The organism is Mesorhizobium sp. CA12, assembly GCF_020165255.1.
Classification (GTDB): Bacteria; Pseudomonadota; Alphaproteobacteria; order Rhizobiales; family Rhizobiaceae; genus Mesorhizobium.
Genome location: NZ_JAIUHT010000008.1, coordinates 108,791 through 124,595, shown reverse-complemented (window position 1 = coordinate 124,595; position 15,805 = coordinate 108,791). Strand labels below are relative to the sequence as shown.

The following is a 15,805-nucleotide window of genomic DNA, read 5'->3' as shown; positions in this document are numbered from 1 at the left end:
GTCGACCGTTAGTTGTTGCCGAAAAGGTTGTGGTCGGCGCCCGTCGTGGCAGGCTGCTGAGTGGCCGGCGCAGACTGGCGGACCGCAGCCGTGTAGGACGAGTCGACCTTGGCCGCCGCCTGATTGGCTTCATTCGGGTTGTAATGGTCGCTACCAGCAAAGGCGCTGCCAGAAATTGCCAGAAGGGCTGCGGCAGTGAGAACAATCTTTTTCATTTTTGCTACTCCAGTATCTTTATTCAGTCCGTCTAGCGGCGTGTCTTGGGAATGAAATCGCGTCGTTCGGACAGCGCTGATTTGGGTGAGCCGAGGGCGGGATTCCAATCACGAAGTTTTTCCGTCTGGACCATGATTGCGCATCTTGAAGTTTTGATAAGCATGCCTATGACTTTATTTTTATCGCATTTAATCAAGGACTTATGCAGATTTGACCGTTGGCTCACCAAATGTATCGGAGCGCCAACGTTCACACCGTCCTGCACGCACCGTCAACAGAAACGAACCGTTCAGTTCGATTTTAGAATCTCCTAATAGTCACTTTTCGATACTATTAACCGTCATACCCCGGTTCCACAGGCCGATTCGGCCCGCTCCATGACCATGTTCAGACTGCAGGCCAGCGGGTATTCGCGCCGGGAGGGTCGCGGTCGCCCTGCTTGTCGGCGCCCAAAAATCGGGGCTCGAACCGCGAATTGAACACCAAAATGGTCGAGATGACGCCGTTATGCCCTGCCTTGCCAAGCAAGGATCGAGTGTTTACAGGCGTTGTCCAGGGGTCAGGGCAACGATACGACCGGCGCAGCCGCCGGCCGGAATTGCAGAGCGGGGGTCAAGAACATGCCTCTTTCCGACGTCTACGCCGTTGCGAGCCGGGACATCGTCTTCGAATCCTTCGACGGCGAAGCTGTCGTGCTCGACCTCTCCAACGGCAAGTATTTCGGCTTCTCCGATTCCGGCAGCAAAATGTGGCAGGCGCTGTCCTCGGGTGTCGGCACCGAAGCGCTGATCCGATCGGCCGCTGGCAGGATCGACGCCGCCGCCATCGAGGCATTCATTACGCAGCTGGTCGAGTTCGGGCTGCTGACGCCTTCCAGCGCAACGCCGCTGCCGTCATCCGACGATTTGCCGGCGGCGCTGGCTGCGGCGAGCGAACCGCTCACCGTGAGCGTCCATGACGATCTTGCCGACTTGATCATCGTTGACCCGATCCATGAAGTCGAGGAGCCGCTCGGCTGGCCGGCCGTCAGGCAGGTTTCCTGAACCGGCGAAGGGTCAGGGCGGCCGGAACAGACCATGCCACATGTGACGCTCGAGACCCTGCCGGACTATGCCCGCTTTCTCATCGCCGCTGCCGAAGGCGCGGCCGGGCAGTTTCCGGTCCGGCGTGCTGTCCGCCTGCCAGGGCTGGAATTGATCGCGCATCTCGATCCCGGCGCGCTCGCTGATGCCCTTGGCCAGGCCTTCATCGAAGCCGAAGGCGATCCGCGGGACTCCCGCCAATGCCGTATCTTCATCGGCCATCCAGGCATCGGCGACATGCCGGAACCGGCAAGCTGGGGCGATGCGCATTTCACCGAGCACGGCTTTGCCCGGAAACTTGCCGAGGCAGGGCTGCGCGGCCATCATTACCACGATCTGGATTTCTGGCAGGTCTACGATCCCGCCCGACGGATCGGCGTCCAGTTGATGCGGTCTCCCGACGCGTTTCCGCCTTGGGAGCAGGGGTCGCCGCTGCGCGCCTTCCTGCACTGGGAATACGCCGCGCGCGGCATGCGCCTTGGCCATGCCGGCACGCTGGGCCTCGACGGCAGGGGCGTGCTGCTGGCAGGCGCCGGGGGTGCGGGAAAATCCGGAACCGTCGTTGCAGGACTGCTCAACGGACTGGACAGCGTCGGCGACGATTACGTGCTGATCGATCTTTCCGGCGGCGTGACAGCGCGACCGCTGTTTTCGATCCTGAAGCAGGATCCGCCGGGTTTCGCCCGGCTCGGGCTGGAAAGGCGGCTGGGAACCGGCCGCCCGCTCAACTGGCAAGGCAAGCATGCCTTCCACATTCACGAGATCGCGCCCCGGCCAGTAGGTGAGAGTCTGGACATTTGCGCGTTGCTGGTGCCACATGTCAGCGGCGGAAAGATAAGTTCGATCGCACCGATTTCGCGCAAGGATGCCATCATCGCGCTGGCGCCGTCCGGCATCGCCCAGATGCCTGGCGAACGCGAAAGCGGTTTTCGCTTCTTCAGCGATCTGACCCGGCTACTGCCATGCTACCGGATTTCGCTTGGGTCACGCCCAGGAGAAATCGCCGCTACGATTGCGGATTTCCTTGTCCGGAGCGCCCAGTGAAGTTGAGCGTGATCATGCCTGTCTATAACCGCGAGCGCTATGTCGTTGCGGCATTGCGTTCGCTCATCAGGCAGCGCGACGCCGCCGATCTCGACATCATCGTCATCGATGACGGCTCGACCGACGGTTCGGCCCAAGCGGTGCGCGCGATGATGGACGAAGCGCCTTGCATCCGGCTGTTTCGGCAGGAAAACATGGGCGTGACCCGGGCGCGCAACAGCGGGCTCAGCCGGCTCAAGCCGGAGACGGAACTGGTGTCCTTTCTCGATTCGGACGACATCTCGCCGGCCGGGCGCTTCGCGGCGGATCTGGACCTTTTCAGGCGCGATCCTTCTCTCGAGCTCACCTATTCCAGGATGATGCTGGTCGACACGATCGACGACGAGACGCTGGAGCCGACCCGCGACAGCACCAGCATCACGGTTCGCGGCATCCATCTCTCGGCGGCGATCTTCTCGCGCCGTCTGGTCGACCGGATCGGCGCTTTCGACGAGGACTTCGTCCAGGCCGAGGATACGGACTTCCTGCTGCGCAGCTTTGAGGTCGGCCCCCGATGCGCGCTTCCGGACACGCTGGCGCTTTATTACCGGCGGCACGCCGGCAACATGACAAGGCAGCAAGATGTCCAGTCGCGCGAGTTCATGCGCGCGATCTACAAGTCGATGAAGCGGCGCAGGGCCAACCCTTCGCTCAAGCCGATCGAAGGCATCTTCGAACTGAAGAAACTCGCGGACTGGCAGTTCATGTCATGAGCGCATACGGCGTCGTCATTCCGGCCTACAACGCCAGCGCTACGATCGCGGAGACGCTGCGATCGGTGGCGGCGCAGACGTTGCGGCCCGAACTGGTTGTGGTGGTCGACGACGGCTCGACCGACGATCTCGCCGGCGCGATCGGCGGCATCGACCTGCCGCTCAGGCTTTTGCGCCAGGACAATGCCGGACCCGGCAGCGCGACCACCCGCGGCATCGCCGCGCTGTCGACGCCCTTCGTCGCCACGCTCGATGCCGACGACCTTTGGCTGCCTGGAAAGATCGCGGCGCAGCTTGCCCATCTCGAACGGCTTCCCGGCGCATCCGGGGTCTTCACCCATATGCGCGCCTTCCGCGACGGAGAGCCCGACGCGATAGCCCCGACCGCAACGCCCGGCTGGTCGCGCTCAACGATGCTGATGCGCCGGGAGACCGCGGAGAGCGTCGGCCCGATGGTCGATCCGCCGGGCGGCCGCGGCGAGATGATCGACTGGATCGCCCGCGCGCGGGAAAGCGGTTTTGTCCTCGACATGATGCCTGATGTCCTGGCGCTGCGGCGCATCAGGCCGGGGAGCCTGTCCTATGGGCGCGACGCGGCACGCGACCGCGGTTACCTGGAAGTGGCACGCCTGGCCATGCTGCGACGGGCACAAAGCAAAGCCAGCTCCAGCTGATGGCGAAGATCCGTAGCATCGGCAGGCGTTTTCCGGACTATGGCTGGTCCTGGCCGACCGGCTCGCTCGACCGGTTGCTCAAGGCAGCACTTCTGCCCGACGAAGAGGCGGCGCGCCTTTGCGCCGCCGGCTGGCTGAACGAGAACGACATCGACCACGTCTCGTTCCGGGAACACCGGTTGCTTGCCGCGATTTCCGACAGGTTCGGACGCAAGCTTGCCGGCAACGCCGCTTATCCGCGCCTGGTTGGCCTGCAGAAGATGCTGTGGACGAAGTCGCGCATGGCCATGCGCGAGGCCGAGCCCGCACTGAAGGCGATGGTCGATGCCGGCTGCACGGTGATGTTGATCAAGGGCGCCAGCCGCACCGCGCTCGATGCCGCCGCGCAGCGCGGGCGCGTGGCGCATGACATCGATATACTGGTGCGGCCGGGCGATATGCAGCCGGCCTTCGATGTGCTGCGCGACCGCGGCTGGCAGATCGCCAGCGGTGTTTCCCCGCAATATCTGCGCGCACGGCTGGGATCGCTGCGCTCGATGAATTTCTTCAAGGGCAATTACGGCGACATCGACCTGCATCAGCTTGCCTATGACGGGTCGCAGCAGAACACCGAGGACGACCTCGCCATCTGGCGCCGCGCGATTGCCGCCAAATTCAGCGACGTCAGCGTAGTCGTCCCCTCGGCCGCCGACCGCATCGCGCTCGCCATCGCGCATGGCGGCCTCGACGCACATACGCATAGCGACTGGCTGGTCGATTGCACCGTGGCCATCGAGGGCGGCACTGTCGACTGGACCATATTCCTCGATGTCATCGCCAGGCGCAGTCTCGCCGTCGCCGCGGCGGTGGCGCTTTCCTATCTTGCGCTGGAGATCGGCATCGCTATGCCGGAGGACGTGCTGGCCAAGGTGGTGGACATGGCTGACCGGCGCGGCGCGGCGCGGCTGTCGTCGGTTCTGCAGGCCAAGCCGCGCACCGATTTCGGCGCGCTGACCTGGCTGTCGCGGGGATTTGCAAAGCAGTTGCGCCTGCAGCGCAAGAAAGGCCGGCTGAAGCAGACCGAGCCTGACATCGTGTGGCGCGGCAAGTCCGTGACGACGAAGGCGACAGGCGGGCCTGCCGCATTTGTGCTCTCGCAAACCCTGGACGGACCGCAGGGCGAAGCCAGCGAGATGATGCTCGATCTTGTCGTGCGCATCGTCGTCCCGCCGGTCAGGCGACGCATCGAGATGGAGATCAATGCGGGCGACCGGCACGTGGCCCGGCTGCGGTCGATGGCAATCAGCCGTTCCGGCGGGGAGCGGATGCTGCGCTTTCGCGGCAAGGTGAAGCTTGAGCGGACAGGACGGGCCCTGGTGCTGGAGGCTCGGCCGTCACGCCAGTTTCGCGTCTGGGACAACGAGCAGGCCGTCGCCAGCTACGGCGCGCTGCCTTTCCAGCTCGTTTCGGCGAAATTCTCTCCGACCGGCTGACATCAGCGCAACAGTCCGGGACGGCTCAAGAGCCTGGGGTAATCAGCTTCAGGGAGGGGAAATAGGTTCGATATCGGCCGATATCGCGGGTCAGAAGTGGAAGATGGCCGACCGCAGCGTGCGCACCAATGAAGAAGTCCGGCAAAACACCAGTCTTTTGTCCTCCTGACCGGTGGTACTGTGTAAATACCTTTCCGGCAAGGAAAAGAGCGGCCCTCGGCATGGGAGCCATTTCAAGACCGGCCGCATCGAGAAAAGCGTCAAGATCCTCGATGCGGGCATAGCGTACGGCGAGCTCCGCATAGACCGCATCGTTGATCAACAATGGTCCGTTGAGGCTCGCCGCCTCAAGCTGAGCAACCGACCAATCTGCCCAGTTTGGATCGTCAGTAACAAGGTCAAGCAGGACGTTGGTGTCGATGAGCGTCACGCTTCACCACGCGTCAGCGCCATGATCGCGTCGGTCGTAAGCCCCTCGCCGGCATGGCCGCGCAACTTGGCGAAGCGGCTCGCCGTTTGCTTTCTGTCGACACGAGCAAGCACTACGCTCCCATCGGCGGCGCGCCGGAAATCGACCCTGCTTCCCGGAACGATCCCCAACAGATCGCGGACCGGTTTTGGAATGGTGACCTGTCCTTTTGACGTAACGGTGGTGGCCATCTTCGCTCCTCAGTAATACCAATTGTAGTAAGGTATTACCTTTCGGTCGAATTTCAACGGGCTTCTGTCAAACTCCATAGCGCTCGGTGCGGATAATCCCCGCCGGAACGCCGGCGCCAATCAGGGCATCAGCGGCGGCCGAGACGAAGGCGTTTGAGCCGCAGACATAGGCGAGCCTCGGCGCCTTCGGCAGGCGCTCGACGGCCTGCACCATCATGCGGGCGTCGACGCGCCGGGAATAGTCGGACGGCCGCCTAGCCGGCTCGCGGGTCAGCGTCAGCACCAGATCGAAACCAACGCGGCGATCGTCGAGACCGATCAGCTCGTCGCGAAAAATCACCTCGTCCCAGACCCGCGCCGAGAACACCAGCACAACGGGTACCGCTTTGTTGCGCAGCGTGCGATGGCGCACCATCGCCATCAGCGGCACGACGCCCGAGCCGCCGCCGACCAGAAGGATCGGCCCGCCGTCGCTCTCCTCCCAGATGAAATGGCCCCCCAGCGGTCCGCGCAGCTCGATCTCGTCGCCGACGGCAGCCACGTCGTGGAAGAAGGGCGAGACCTCGCCGTCGTCGAGCCGCTCGATCGCGAGCTCGATGCCGCCACCCGGCGCCGAGGCAATAGAATAGGAGCGGCGCGCCTGATAGCCGTCCGGCGCCGTCAGCCTGATGTCGACATGCTGCCCGGCCAGATGGGCGAAGGGCCGCGTCGGCTGGAACCAGAAGCTGGTGACGCGCGGCGTGCGCTTTTGGATGCGGGTGATCGTGGCTGCCTGCCAGGGCGATTGCGGCGACGGCTCGGCGCTCATCGATTGCTGCTCACAAATCGCCCCTCACGGGTCACTGGAATAGCGCTGCTCGCGCCAAGGGTCGCCATACATGTGATAGCCGCGCAGCTCCCAGAAGCCCGGCTCGTCGCGCTCGGTGAACTGCAGGCCGTTCACCCATTTGGCCGATTTCCAGAAATAGAGATGCGGCACCAGAAGCCGGGCCGGCCCGCCATGATCAGGCGTGATCGGCTTGCCTTCGTAAAGCAGCGCCACCATCGCCTTGCCGGTGATGAGGTCCTTGGTCGGCACATTGGTGGAATAGCCGTCAAACGACAGCGCCAGCGTGTAGGCCGTCGGCGGCTCGATGCCGGCATCGGCGAGGATGTCGTCGATCATCACGCCCTGCCAGGGCGTGTTGAACTTGGTCCAGGCCGTCACGCAATGGATGTCGCGCGTCATCTTGCTTTGCGGCAGGGCGTTGAACTCGGCCCAGTTCCATTTCTTGAGCGGTCGCGGCCCCTGCTTCAAGGTGAAGGACCAATTTTCGGTGCGCACGCGCGGCGTCGGCCCGGCCGAGAGAACCGGGAAACCTTGTTCCAGGTACTGGCCCGGCGGGATGCGCGCGTCGGCGTCGGAAGGAGGACGCCGTCCGGAAAAAAAGCCGCGCGTGACCATCGAGACGCCTCCTGCACCGGTGGAAGGATGCGGGGAGTGTTCTCGAATATACCTCTACGGGCAACAAGAATCTTGGCGACCCGCCTTGCAACAGGCAGGTCGCCACGACGTCGTCAGCCGGCCGCGAAAGGCACTGCGACGAAGATCTGCTGGTCGCCGCGATCGACAAGCAGCAGCACCGACTTCTTGCCCGACTTGGCTGCCTCGGCGATCGCCTGGTTCGCCTGTCTGGCGTTCTTTACGGGCGTCTGGTCGACGCCGATGATCACGTCTCCCGGCTGGAGGCCCGCCGCCGAAGCCGCCTTGTCCGGATTGACACGCTCAATCACGGCGCCGTGCTGGTTGTCGGCAAGGTTGAGCTCCTGCCGGATATCGGGAGTGATATCGGTCAGCCCGAGGCCGAGCGACGGCACGCCCTGGCCCGCTGACGGCTTGCCGCCTTCGCCATTCGAGGCGGTCTGCACCTCGTCGGTGTTGCGGCCGACGTCTGCGGAGACCTGAACCGCCTTGCCCTTACGCCAGATGTCGACGGTTTCCTTGTTGCCGGGCGGGACATCTGCGACGGCGCGCGACAGGTCCTTCGGATCCTTGATCTCCTGGCCGCCAAAGCCGGTGATCACATCCCCGACTTCAATGCCCGCCTTGGCCGCCGGCGAGCCCGGCGTGACCGACGAAACCAAGGCTCCGGCAGGATGGTCGAGGCCGATGGCGCCGGCAACATCCGGAGTGACCGGCTGGATCTGCACACCGAGATAGCCGTATTCGATGTCGCCGCCCTTCATCAGCTTGGCCACGACTTTCTGGGCCTGATCCGACGGGATGGCGAAGCCGACGCCGACGCTGCCGCCATTGGGCGAGTAGATGGCGGTGTTGATGCCAATCACATTGCCATGGATGTCGACCAGCGGACCGCCCGAATTGCCGTGATTGATCGGCGCGTCGATCTGTATGAAATCGTCGAACGGCCCGCTATGGAGATCGCGGCCGCGCGCCGACACGATGCCGGCGGTAACCGTGGTGCCGATGCCGAATGGGTTGCCGATCGCCAGCACCTGGTCGCCGGTCATCAGCTTGCTGGAATCGCCCCACTTGACGGTCGGCAACGGCTTGTCTGCCTTGATCTTGAGCACAGCCAGGTCATGCTTCGCATCGTGGCCGACAAGCTTGGCCGGAAGCTCGGTGCCGTCGTCGAGCGTCACCTTGATCGAGCTGGCGCCGTCGATGACATGGTTGTTGGTTACGATTGTGCCATCCGCGCTGACGATGAAGCCGGAGCCGAGCGCCTCGCTACGTGGTGCCCGCTGAGGGGGCGTCTTGGGCATCGGCATGCCCTGGTCGCCGAAGAATTGCCGGAAATAGTCGTCGAAAGGCGAGTTGCCGTCGAAGGGCGAACCCTCGCTCATGGCGTCCGGCTGGCCCTTCATCATTGTCGTGACTGTTACGACTGCCGGCTTTGTGGTGGCAACGATGGGAGCGAAGGAGCCGTTAGGCGCGGTAACGCCGGCGGCGGGAGTTTGCGTGGTGGCGACGGCGTTGCTCAATCCGGCGTTGTTCGTGCTCTCGGCAAAGGAACCAATAACGGGAGAAATGATCAGCGCAGCGCCCAACAGGGCCGCGACGCGATGTCTGCGAAGAATGTTCATGGGTGACATGGTCGTTTCTGTCCGGGCGAGAGGTTGATCGGGCACCCCGGATGTGTCTCGAAGCACGCATCCGTTGGCGTGTCGGCGACCGGGATTGCCTGCCTCGCCTTGCATGGCAGCCGGCCGGATCGACAATCAGGATTTAGGGTGCGGAATGGCCTGAATCAGGGCCTTTGGATGACCTTACGAAGATTTAATTCAGAGAGCGCTTACGAACCGCTCTCTCCGACGCAGATAAGCGGAGGCGATCTCACGCATTCGCTGGCCGGTAAAACTCGGGCCATGGCCGCCATGGCCGATGCGGATCGGCAGGTCGAGCAGGCGCCGCATGGTGCGGCAATAGGCCGTGCGGTCCGAATCCGGCAGATCGTCGATCAGCATGCCGTCATAGATGGCATCGCCGGCGAGGAAGAGGCCATCGGCCTCGTCGAAAAGCGCGATCGAATCCGGCGAGTGTCCAGGCAGATGCAGCACACGGAATTTGCGGTCGCCGAGATCGACGATGTCGCCTTCGTCGAGCGCACGCGTCAGCGGTGCTGAGGGAATCCGGTAATCGGCCGCCTTCCAGTCCGGCGCCGGCAGTTTCGAGACGGCGCCGTCGAGATTGTGGAACATGTAAGCGTAGGTGACGGCATCATCCATGGCGTCGAACCGCGGCGCGCTCATCTTCGGGCCTAGGCGCAGCGGGAATTCATGCAGCGAGCCGACATGGTCGAGATGGATGTGCGTGGCGACGACGATGAGCGGCTTGCCGGGCGGCGTGTCGATCTCAGGCGCCAGCGGACGGATGCCCATGCCTGTGTCGACCAGCAGATCCGCCTCGCGGCCCTTCAGATGCCACATATTGGCGCGCACGAAATCATGCACGAAAGGCTCGGTCAGCATCGTCGTGCCGGCATCGACTTTCGCCTTGCCGAACCAGTCGCCAACCTCAAGCTCGGGCATCGAGCCGCCGCCCATCAGATGAACGGCTTCCCGACCTTGTATTTTTCCGGCACCAGCCGCTTCAGGTAGGCCATGCCGGCTTCCGAAAGCTGATTGGCGTCCGGCTTCATGAAATCGTCGGGCATGTGGCGGGTCTTGCCGGCCACCGCCTTCAGCGGCACCTTCTTCAACACCGTCTTCGACCCGTCATATTGCAGCGCGACCGAGCCGCCGCCTTCGCCTGCGACAGCAACCGCGAAAGCGCCGGCGTCGAAGGCTTCCTTGGCGTCCACGGCGCTGATCGCGCCGACGTAACCGCGCGGCATGTAGCCCAGCGCGTCGACCCGCGCGCGCTTGCCGGGCAGGCCCTCGGCCAAGGCCCGTTCGAGCGCCGCCGGCAGGTCGCTGCCCGACAATTTGACATTGCCGTGCTGATCGCGCTCCAGCTTGTCCGGCGGCACCAGGCTTTCGACCAGCGCCTTGCCGTCGGCAGTGCTGACGCCCTCCGAGACAGCGACGATGCAGCGCTTGTGGCGGTCCAGCTTTTCGCGCACTTCCTCGATGAAGCGCTTCGCCGAGAAGGCGCGCTCCGGCACGTAGATCAGATGCGGTCCGCTGTCGGGATCGAGCTGCCATGCGGCCGCGGCGGCGGTCAGGAAGCCGGCATGCCGGCCCATGACGATGCCGACGTAGATGCCGGGCAGGGCGCGGAAATCGAGGTCGACGGAGAGGAAGGCGCCAGCGACGAATTCTGCCGCCGAGATGAAGCCCGGCGTGTGGTCGTTCTCCTCGAGGTCGTTGTCGATGGTCTTGGGCGCGTGCACGAAGGCGATCGAGCCGCCGGCGGCATCGGTCAGGATCTGCTGCGTGCCCGAGGTGTCGTTGCCGCCGATATAGATGAAGGCGTCGGCGCCGGCCTTTTTCAAGCCGTTGAGGATGACCTCGCAATAGGCGGCGTCCGGCTTATCGCGGGTCGAGCCGAGGGCGGCGCTCGGCGTGCCGGCAATCAGCCGCAACCTGTCCTCGGGGATGGCGGAGAGATCGACATAATTGCCGTCGCGGATGCCGCGCACGCCGTGGAGCGAGCCCAGCACCTTGGCGCCTGGATGGCGTTTGCGGATTTCCAGCGTGGCGCCGACGACCGTCTGGTTGATGACGGCGGTCGGGCCGCCGCCCTGCGCGATGACGAAGGTTCCAGCCATGTTTTCTCTCCCGAGGCGAAGGTTTTCACGGCACCTTCGCCTGTCTTGCGGCATCGCGCAACGGAAGAAACGGGATCTCGAAATGGCGGCCAGACAGGTCGCCTGGAAAGATCAGACCACGACGACCGGGTTCTTCTTGGAAACGCGGCTGTAGAGGTCGATGATGTCCTGGTTGATCAGGCGCACGCAGCCCGACGACATCGCCTGGCCGATGCTCCACCATTCGGGCGAGCCATGGATGCGGTAGCCGGTGTCCTTGCCGTTCTGGTAGATGTAGAGCGCCCGGGCGCCCAGCGGATTGGTGAGGCCGCCGGGCTGGCCGCCTTGCCATTTCACCAGTTCGGGCTTGCGCTGGATCATTTCCGGCGGCGGCGTCCACACCGGCCATTCGCGGCCGTACTGGATATTGGCGCGGCCCGACCAGCGGAAGCCGTCCTTCCCGATGCCGACGCCGTAGCGGATGGCATCGCCGCCCGGCTGGACGAGATAGAGCATGCGCTCCTGCAAGTGGACGACGATGGTGCCGGGCGCCTCGCCGGTCTTGTCGACGACGATCTGGCGGCGGAACTGCGGCTTGACCTTCTGCCACGGCACCTCCGGCACCTGGAAGCCGCCGTCGGTGAGCGAGGCATACATGACGTCCGGGCCGGTGATGTTCTTGTCGACGCTGATCGCCGGACGCATCGGCGGCACGGAACCGGTGACGGTGTTGTCGAGCTGCATTTGCGGCAGGTCGAGCGCGTCGGTGGTGCTGCAGCCGGCAAGGCCGAGCAGCGCCACGGCGCCGGCGCCGGAAAGCATGGCGCGGCGGGAAAGCTGAATTTCGATATCGATTGCGGCGCCGTTGGAAGGCGGCGTCAGACGTTGCGGCAACTCGCGCATGCACCAAACCCTACGCTGCCGGCGGGGGTCCGGCCGGATCGCAGGCATTTTCGCCATTCATCGTTGAAAAAGGGTGAAAGAGTCCGTGCCGGGCTTAACCCTAACGGATCGTTATGGCGGCAGATGAGCCGCCGGCCTCGGCGCTGAAGATTTTTCCAACGGCCCCTTTACATTCTCCCCTGCCCCAGGATTTATCCTTTTCTTTGCGCTCAAGGAGCAGGGAAATGTCCTTCGAAAACTGGGCTGCCTTCGCCGCCGCCTCTTCCATTCTTCTCATCATTCCTGGCCCGACGATCCTCCTGGTCGTCTCTTATGCGCTTGGGCAAGGCTGGCGCACCGCGTTGCCGATGGCAGTGGGCGTGGCGCTGGGCGACTTCACTGCCATGACGCTGTCGATGCTCGGCATCGGCGCGCTGCTCGCGGCTTCGGCAACGGTGTTCACCATGCTCAAGGTGATCGGCGCCGGCTATCTCATCTATCTCGGCATTAAACTGTTCCGCGCCGGCGGCGCGCTGAAGGCGGAACCGCGCACCGACGCGGTCTCGGCGGCACGGATGATGGCGCATGCCTGGCTGGTGACGGCGCTGAACCCGAAGAGCATCACCTTCTTCGTCGCCTTCCTGCCGCAATTCCTCGACCGGCATGCCGACTTCTGGACACAGATGCTGATCTTCGAGACGACCTTCCTGACTTTGGCCTTCGCCAATGCCTTTGGCTACGCGCTGGTCGCATCCAGGGCCCGGGCGATCGTGCGCAACCCGAAGGCGATCCGCATCTTCAACCGCACCGGCGGCACGCTGCTGGTCGGCGCCGGCATCGCCACGGTGGCGATGCGGTCGGCCAACTGACGCTATGAAGGACGCGTTCGGTCTTACCTATTCCGGTGTGACCGAAGCCGGGTTTTCGTCCTACGCCCGCGCCGTGCATGAATTGCAATGCTTCATCGGCGATCCGGTCAGCTCCATCGACCGCGCTATTGGCGAAAATCCCGGTTTCGTCATGGCGCATGTATTCAAGGGCTATCTGTTCGGCCTGGCGACGGAGCGCGAAGCGACTGCCGTGGCCAAGGCGTGCTACGAGGCGGCGTTGCCGCTTGCGGCGACGACCCGCGAGCAGGCGCATGTCGCCGCACTCGGCCATCTCGCGGGGGGACACTGGCACCAGGCGTCGCGCATTCTGGAAGATGTCGCCATCGACCACCCGCTCGATGCGGTGGCGCTACAGACCGGGCATCAGGTCGATTTCTTCACCGGCAATGCGCGCATGCTGCGCGACCGCATCGGCCGGGCGCTGCCGGCCTGGCAGAAAGGCATGCCGGGCTACCACGCCGTTCTCGGCATGCAGGCGTTCGGGCTGGAGGAGATGGGCGATTATGGCCGTGCCGAATCCTTCGGCCGGCAGGCTGTGGAGATCGAACCGCGCGACGGCTGGGCGCAGCATGCGGTCGCGCATGTCATGGAAATGCAAAGCCGGCAACGAGACGGCATCGCCTGGATGCGGGCCGACCCGGAAGCATGGACCAAGGAGAGTTTTCTCCAGATCCACAATTGGTGGCATCTGGCGCTGTTCCATTACGATCTCGGCGAAACCGACGAGGTGCTCAAGCTCTATGACGGGCCGATCTATGGCGACCGCTCGACATTGGCGCTCAATATGGTCGATGCCTCGGCGATCCTGTGGCGCCTCGCTCTGGGCGGCGTCGATGTCGGCGACCGCTGGGCGGCGCTTGCCGGCAACTGGAGTCCAAAAGCCGCCGCCGGCAATTATGCCTTCAACGACGCGCATGCGATGATGGCCTTTGTCGGCGCAGGCCTGGAGGCGCCGGCCAAGACGCTGCTCGAGGCGCAACGCGAAGCGATGCGCGGCGAGGATGACAACGCCGTCTTCACGCGCGATGTCGGCCATCCGCTGACGCTTGCGATCAAGGCTTTCGGCGAAGGCAAATATGACGAGGCCGTGCGACTGATCCGGCCGATCCGCTCGATCGCGCATCGTTTCGGCGGCAGCCATGCGCAGCGCGACGTGATCGACCTGACGCTGATCGAGGCCGCGTTGCGCGCCGGCGATAGGGCGCTCGCGCGGGCGCTGACGGCCGAACGGCAGCTCGCCAGGCCCGACAGCCCGCTGTCGGCGCTGTTCTTGCGTCGCGCCGCCGATTTGTCAGAGAATTGACCCGGAGCGGATCTTGTCCTAAAAACTGGCCAAGCCAGATTTTTTCGGGACCCGAAAAAATTAAGGCAGTGGAGGAAATCATGTATCTCGGCCTCGACCTGGGCACTTCGGGCGTCAAGGCGCTGCTGATCGACGACGGCCAGAAGGTCATCGGCTCCGGCCATGGCTCGCTCGACGTTTCGCGGCCGCATCCGGGTTGGTCGGAGCAGGATCCGGCGCATTGGATCGACGCCTGCGAGACGGCGATTGGCGAACTCAAGGCTTCCCATCCGAAGGAGCTGGCCGCGGTCAAGGGCATCGGCCTTTCCGGCCAGATGCACGGCGCCACCCTCCTCGACGCCTCGAACAAGGTGCTGCGCCCCTGCATTCTGTGGAACGACACCCGCAGCCATGTCGAGGCGGCCGCGCTCGATGCCGATCCGCGCTTCCGCAAGCTCACCGGCAACATCGTTTTCCCGGGCTTCACCGCGCCGAAGCTTGCCTGGGTGAAAGAGCACGAAGCCGGGACCTTCGCCGAGGTCGCCAAGGTACTGCTGCCCAAGGATTACCTGCGACTCTGGCTGACCGGCGAGCACATCTCCGAAATGTCGGATTCGGCCGGCACCTCGTGGCTCGATGTCGGCAATCGTCGCTGGGCGCCCGAATTGCTGGCGGCGACGTCGCTCGACGAAAAGCACATGCCGTCGCTGGTCGAGGGCACTGCCAAGGCCGGTGAGCTGCGCGGTGAGCTTGCTTCCAAGTGGGGCGTCGCGGCGGGTATTCCTGTTGCCGGCGGCGCCGGCGACAACGCAGCCTCGGCTTGCGGCATGGGCACGGTCGGCGCCGGGCATGCTTTCGTATCGCTCGGCACGTCGGGCGTGCTGTTTGCGGCGAACGTCTCCTATCTGCCCAATCCGGAAAGCGCGGTCCACACATTCTGCCATGCGCTGCCCGACACCTGGCACCAGATGGGCGTGATCCTTTCGGCCACCGATTCGCTCAACTGGCTGTCGGAGATCACGGCAAAGAGCGCCGGCGACCTGACCGGCGAACTCGGCGACAAGCTGAAGGCACCGACGGGCGTTACCTTCCTGCCCTATCTCTCGGGCGAGCGCACGCCGCACAATGATTCCGCCATCCGCGGCTCGTTCATCGGGCTGGCGCATCAATCGAGCCGGGCCGTGCTGACGCAGGCGGTGCTCGAGGGCGTCGCCTTCGCCTTCCGCGACAGTCTCGAGGCGCTGAAGACGGCCGGCACCACGCTGAGCCGGGTGACCGCGATCGGCGGCGGCTCGCGCTCGCGCTATTGGCTGAAGGCGATCGCCACGGCGCTGCAGGTTCCGGTCGATATTCCGGCCGACGGCGATTTCGGCGCCGCTTTCGGCGCGGCAAGGTTGGGGTTGATCGCCGCGACGGGGGCTGATCCGCTGGCTGTGTGCACGGCGCCGGCCACGGATGCGACGATCGAGCCGGATGCAGGGCTTGGCGGTGCTTTTGCTGATGCCTATCAGAGGTATCGGGCGCTCTACCCGGCGATAAGGGCGATAACTGCGTGACTATGCGCGAGGCCCCCCTCTCTGCCCTGCCGGGCATCTCCCCCGCAAGGGGGGAGATTGGATGTCACGCCGGCTTTCGCCAATCGCCGGCGTTGCAAGGAGA

The 15,805-nt window shown here is 64.4% G+C and carries 17 protein-coding genes; 8 read left to right on the top strand and 9 right to left on the bottom strand.

Annotated elements, in window-relative coordinates; genetic code table 11:
* Nucleotides 1-8: 8 nt before the first annotated feature.
* A complete protein-coding gene (locus LB520_RS15380) occupies nt 9-215 on the bottom strand; it encodes a DUF680 domain-containing protein (protein ID WP_095768185.1) in 207 nt (68 codons plus the stop codon).
* Nucleotides 216-836: 621 nt separating this feature from the next.
* On the opposite strand from LB520_RS15380, the gene LB520_RS15375 reads away from it, so the two are divergent.
* Genes LB520_RS15375 through LB520_RS15355 form a run of 5 tightly spaced genes read left to right on the top strand, consistent with a single transcriptional unit; the run spans nt 837 to nt 5,240 of the window.
* Entirely contained in the window at nt 837-1,259 is a 423-nt protein-coding gene (locus LB520_RS15375) for a PqqD family protein (protein ID WP_224631468.1), read from the top strand.
* A gap of 33 nt (nt 1,260-1,292) precedes the next feature.
* Nucleotides 1,293-2,342 (top strand): serine kinase, encoded by a 1,050-nt coding sequence (locus LB520_RS15370; RefSeq protein ID WP_224638045.1) that lies wholly within the window; start codon nt 1,293-1,295, stop codon nt 2,340-2,342.
* Nucleotides 2,339-3,094, top strand: a complete 756-nt coding sequence (locus LB520_RS15365) for a glycosyltransferase family 2 protein (RefSeq protein WP_224638044.1) — start codon at nt 2,339-2,341, stop codon at nt 3,092-3,094. The genes LB520_RS15370 and LB520_RS15365 overlap by 4 nt, the downstream gene beginning before the upstream one ends.
* Nucleotides 3,091-3,768 (top strand): glycosyltransferase family 2 protein, encoded by a 678-nt coding sequence (locus tag LB520_RS15360; protein ID WP_224638043.1) that lies wholly within the window; start codon nt 3,091-3,093, stop codon nt 3,766-3,768. The genes LB520_RS15365 and LB520_RS15360 overlap by 4 nt, the downstream gene beginning before the upstream one ends.
* Nucleotides 3,768-5,240 (top strand): nucleotidyltransferase family protein, encoded by a 1,473-nt coding sequence (locus LB520_RS15355; protein ID WP_224638042.1) that lies wholly within the window; start codon nt 3,768-3,770, stop codon nt 5,238-5,240. The genes LB520_RS15360 and LB520_RS15355 overlap by 1 nt, the downstream gene beginning before the upstream one ends.
* A gap of 25 nt (nt 5,241-5,265) precedes the next feature.
* Here the strand turns inward: LB520_RS15355 and LB520_RS15350 are convergent, their stop codons facing one another.
* From LB520_RS15350 to LB520_RS15315, 8 genes are all read right to left on the bottom strand, one after another.
* A complete protein-coding gene (locus tag LB520_RS15350; RefSeq protein ID WP_224545298.1) occupies nt 5,266-5,670 on the bottom strand; it encodes a type II toxin-antitoxin system VapC family toxin in 405 nt (134 codons plus the stop codon).
* The gene (locus LB520_RS15345) at nt 5,667-5,900 is read right to left on the bottom strand and encodes an AbrB/MazE/SpoVT family DNA-binding domain-containing protein (protein WP_095768178.1); all 234 of its coding nucleotides are present in this window, start codon (nt 5,898-5,900) and stop codon (nt 5,667-5,669) included. The genes LB520_RS15350 and LB520_RS15345 overlap by 4 nt, the downstream gene beginning before the upstream one ends.
* Nucleotides 5,901-5,967: 67 nt before the next feature.
* Entirely contained in the window at nt 5,968-6,708 is a 741-nt protein-coding gene (locus LB520_RS15340) for a ferredoxin reductase (protein WP_224638041.1), read from the bottom strand.
* Nucleotides 6,709-6,732: 24 nt separating this feature from the next.
* The gene (locus LB520_RS15335; RefSeq protein ID WP_224531746.1) at nt 6,733-7,344 is read right to left on the bottom strand and encodes a molybdopterin-dependent oxidoreductase; all 612 of its coding nucleotides are present in this window, start codon (nt 7,342-7,344) and stop codon (nt 6,733-6,735) included.
* 113 nt (nt 7,345-7,457) lie between these two features.
* The gene (locus LB520_RS15330) at nt 7,458-8,996 is read right to left on the bottom strand and encodes a DegQ family serine endoprotease (protein ID WP_224531745.1); all 1,539 of its coding nucleotides are present in this window, start codon (nt 8,994-8,996) and stop codon (nt 7,458-7,460) included.
* Between the two features lie 189 nt (nt 8,997-9,185).
* Nucleotides 9,186-9,932: an MBL fold metallo-hydrolase gene (locus tag LB520_RS15325; RefSeq protein WP_224610165.1), complete on the bottom strand. Its 747-nt coding sequence runs from the start codon at nt 9,930-9,932 to the stop codon at nt 9,186-9,188.
* Between the two features lie 14 nt (nt 9,933-9,946).
* Complete coding sequence (locus tag LB520_RS15320) at nt 9,947-11,113, bottom strand: diphosphate--fructose-6-phosphate 1-phosphotransferase (RefSeq protein WP_224638040.1); 1,167 nt, start codon at nt 11,111-11,113, stop codon at nt 9,947-9,949.
* Nucleotides 11,114-11,224: 111 nt separating this feature from the next.
* Nucleotides 11,225-11,914: a L,D-transpeptidase gene (locus LB520_RS15315; protein WP_224638126.1), complete on the bottom strand. Its 690-nt coding sequence runs from the start codon at nt 11,912-11,914 to the stop codon at nt 11,225-11,227.
* Nucleotides 11,915-12,219: 305 nt separating this feature from the next.
* On the opposite strand from LB520_RS15315, the gene LB520_RS15310 reads away from it, so the two are divergent.
* The 3 genes from LB520_RS15310 to xylB all read left to right on the top strand — a co-directional run bounded on the left by LB520_RS15310 (nt 12,220) and on the right by xylB (nt 15,702).
* Nucleotides 12,220-12,843, top strand: a complete 624-nt coding sequence (locus tag LB520_RS15310) for a LysE family translocator (RefSeq protein ID WP_140844649.1) — start codon at nt 12,220-12,222, stop codon at nt 12,841-12,843.
* A gap of 4 nt (nt 12,844-12,847) precedes the next feature.
* Nucleotides 12,848-14,167 (top strand): tetratricopeptide repeat protein, encoded by a 1,320-nt coding sequence (locus LB520_RS15305; RefSeq protein ID WP_224638039.1) that lies wholly within the window; start codon nt 12,848-12,850, stop codon nt 14,165-14,167.
* Between the two features lie 80 nt (nt 14,168-14,247).
* Nucleotides 14,248-15,702: a xylulokinase gene (gene xylB / locus LB520_RS15300; protein ID WP_224638038.1), complete on the top strand. Its 1,455-nt coding sequence runs from the start codon at nt 14,248-14,250 to the stop codon at nt 15,700-15,702.
* Nucleotides 15,703-15,805: the final 103 nt, after the last annotated feature.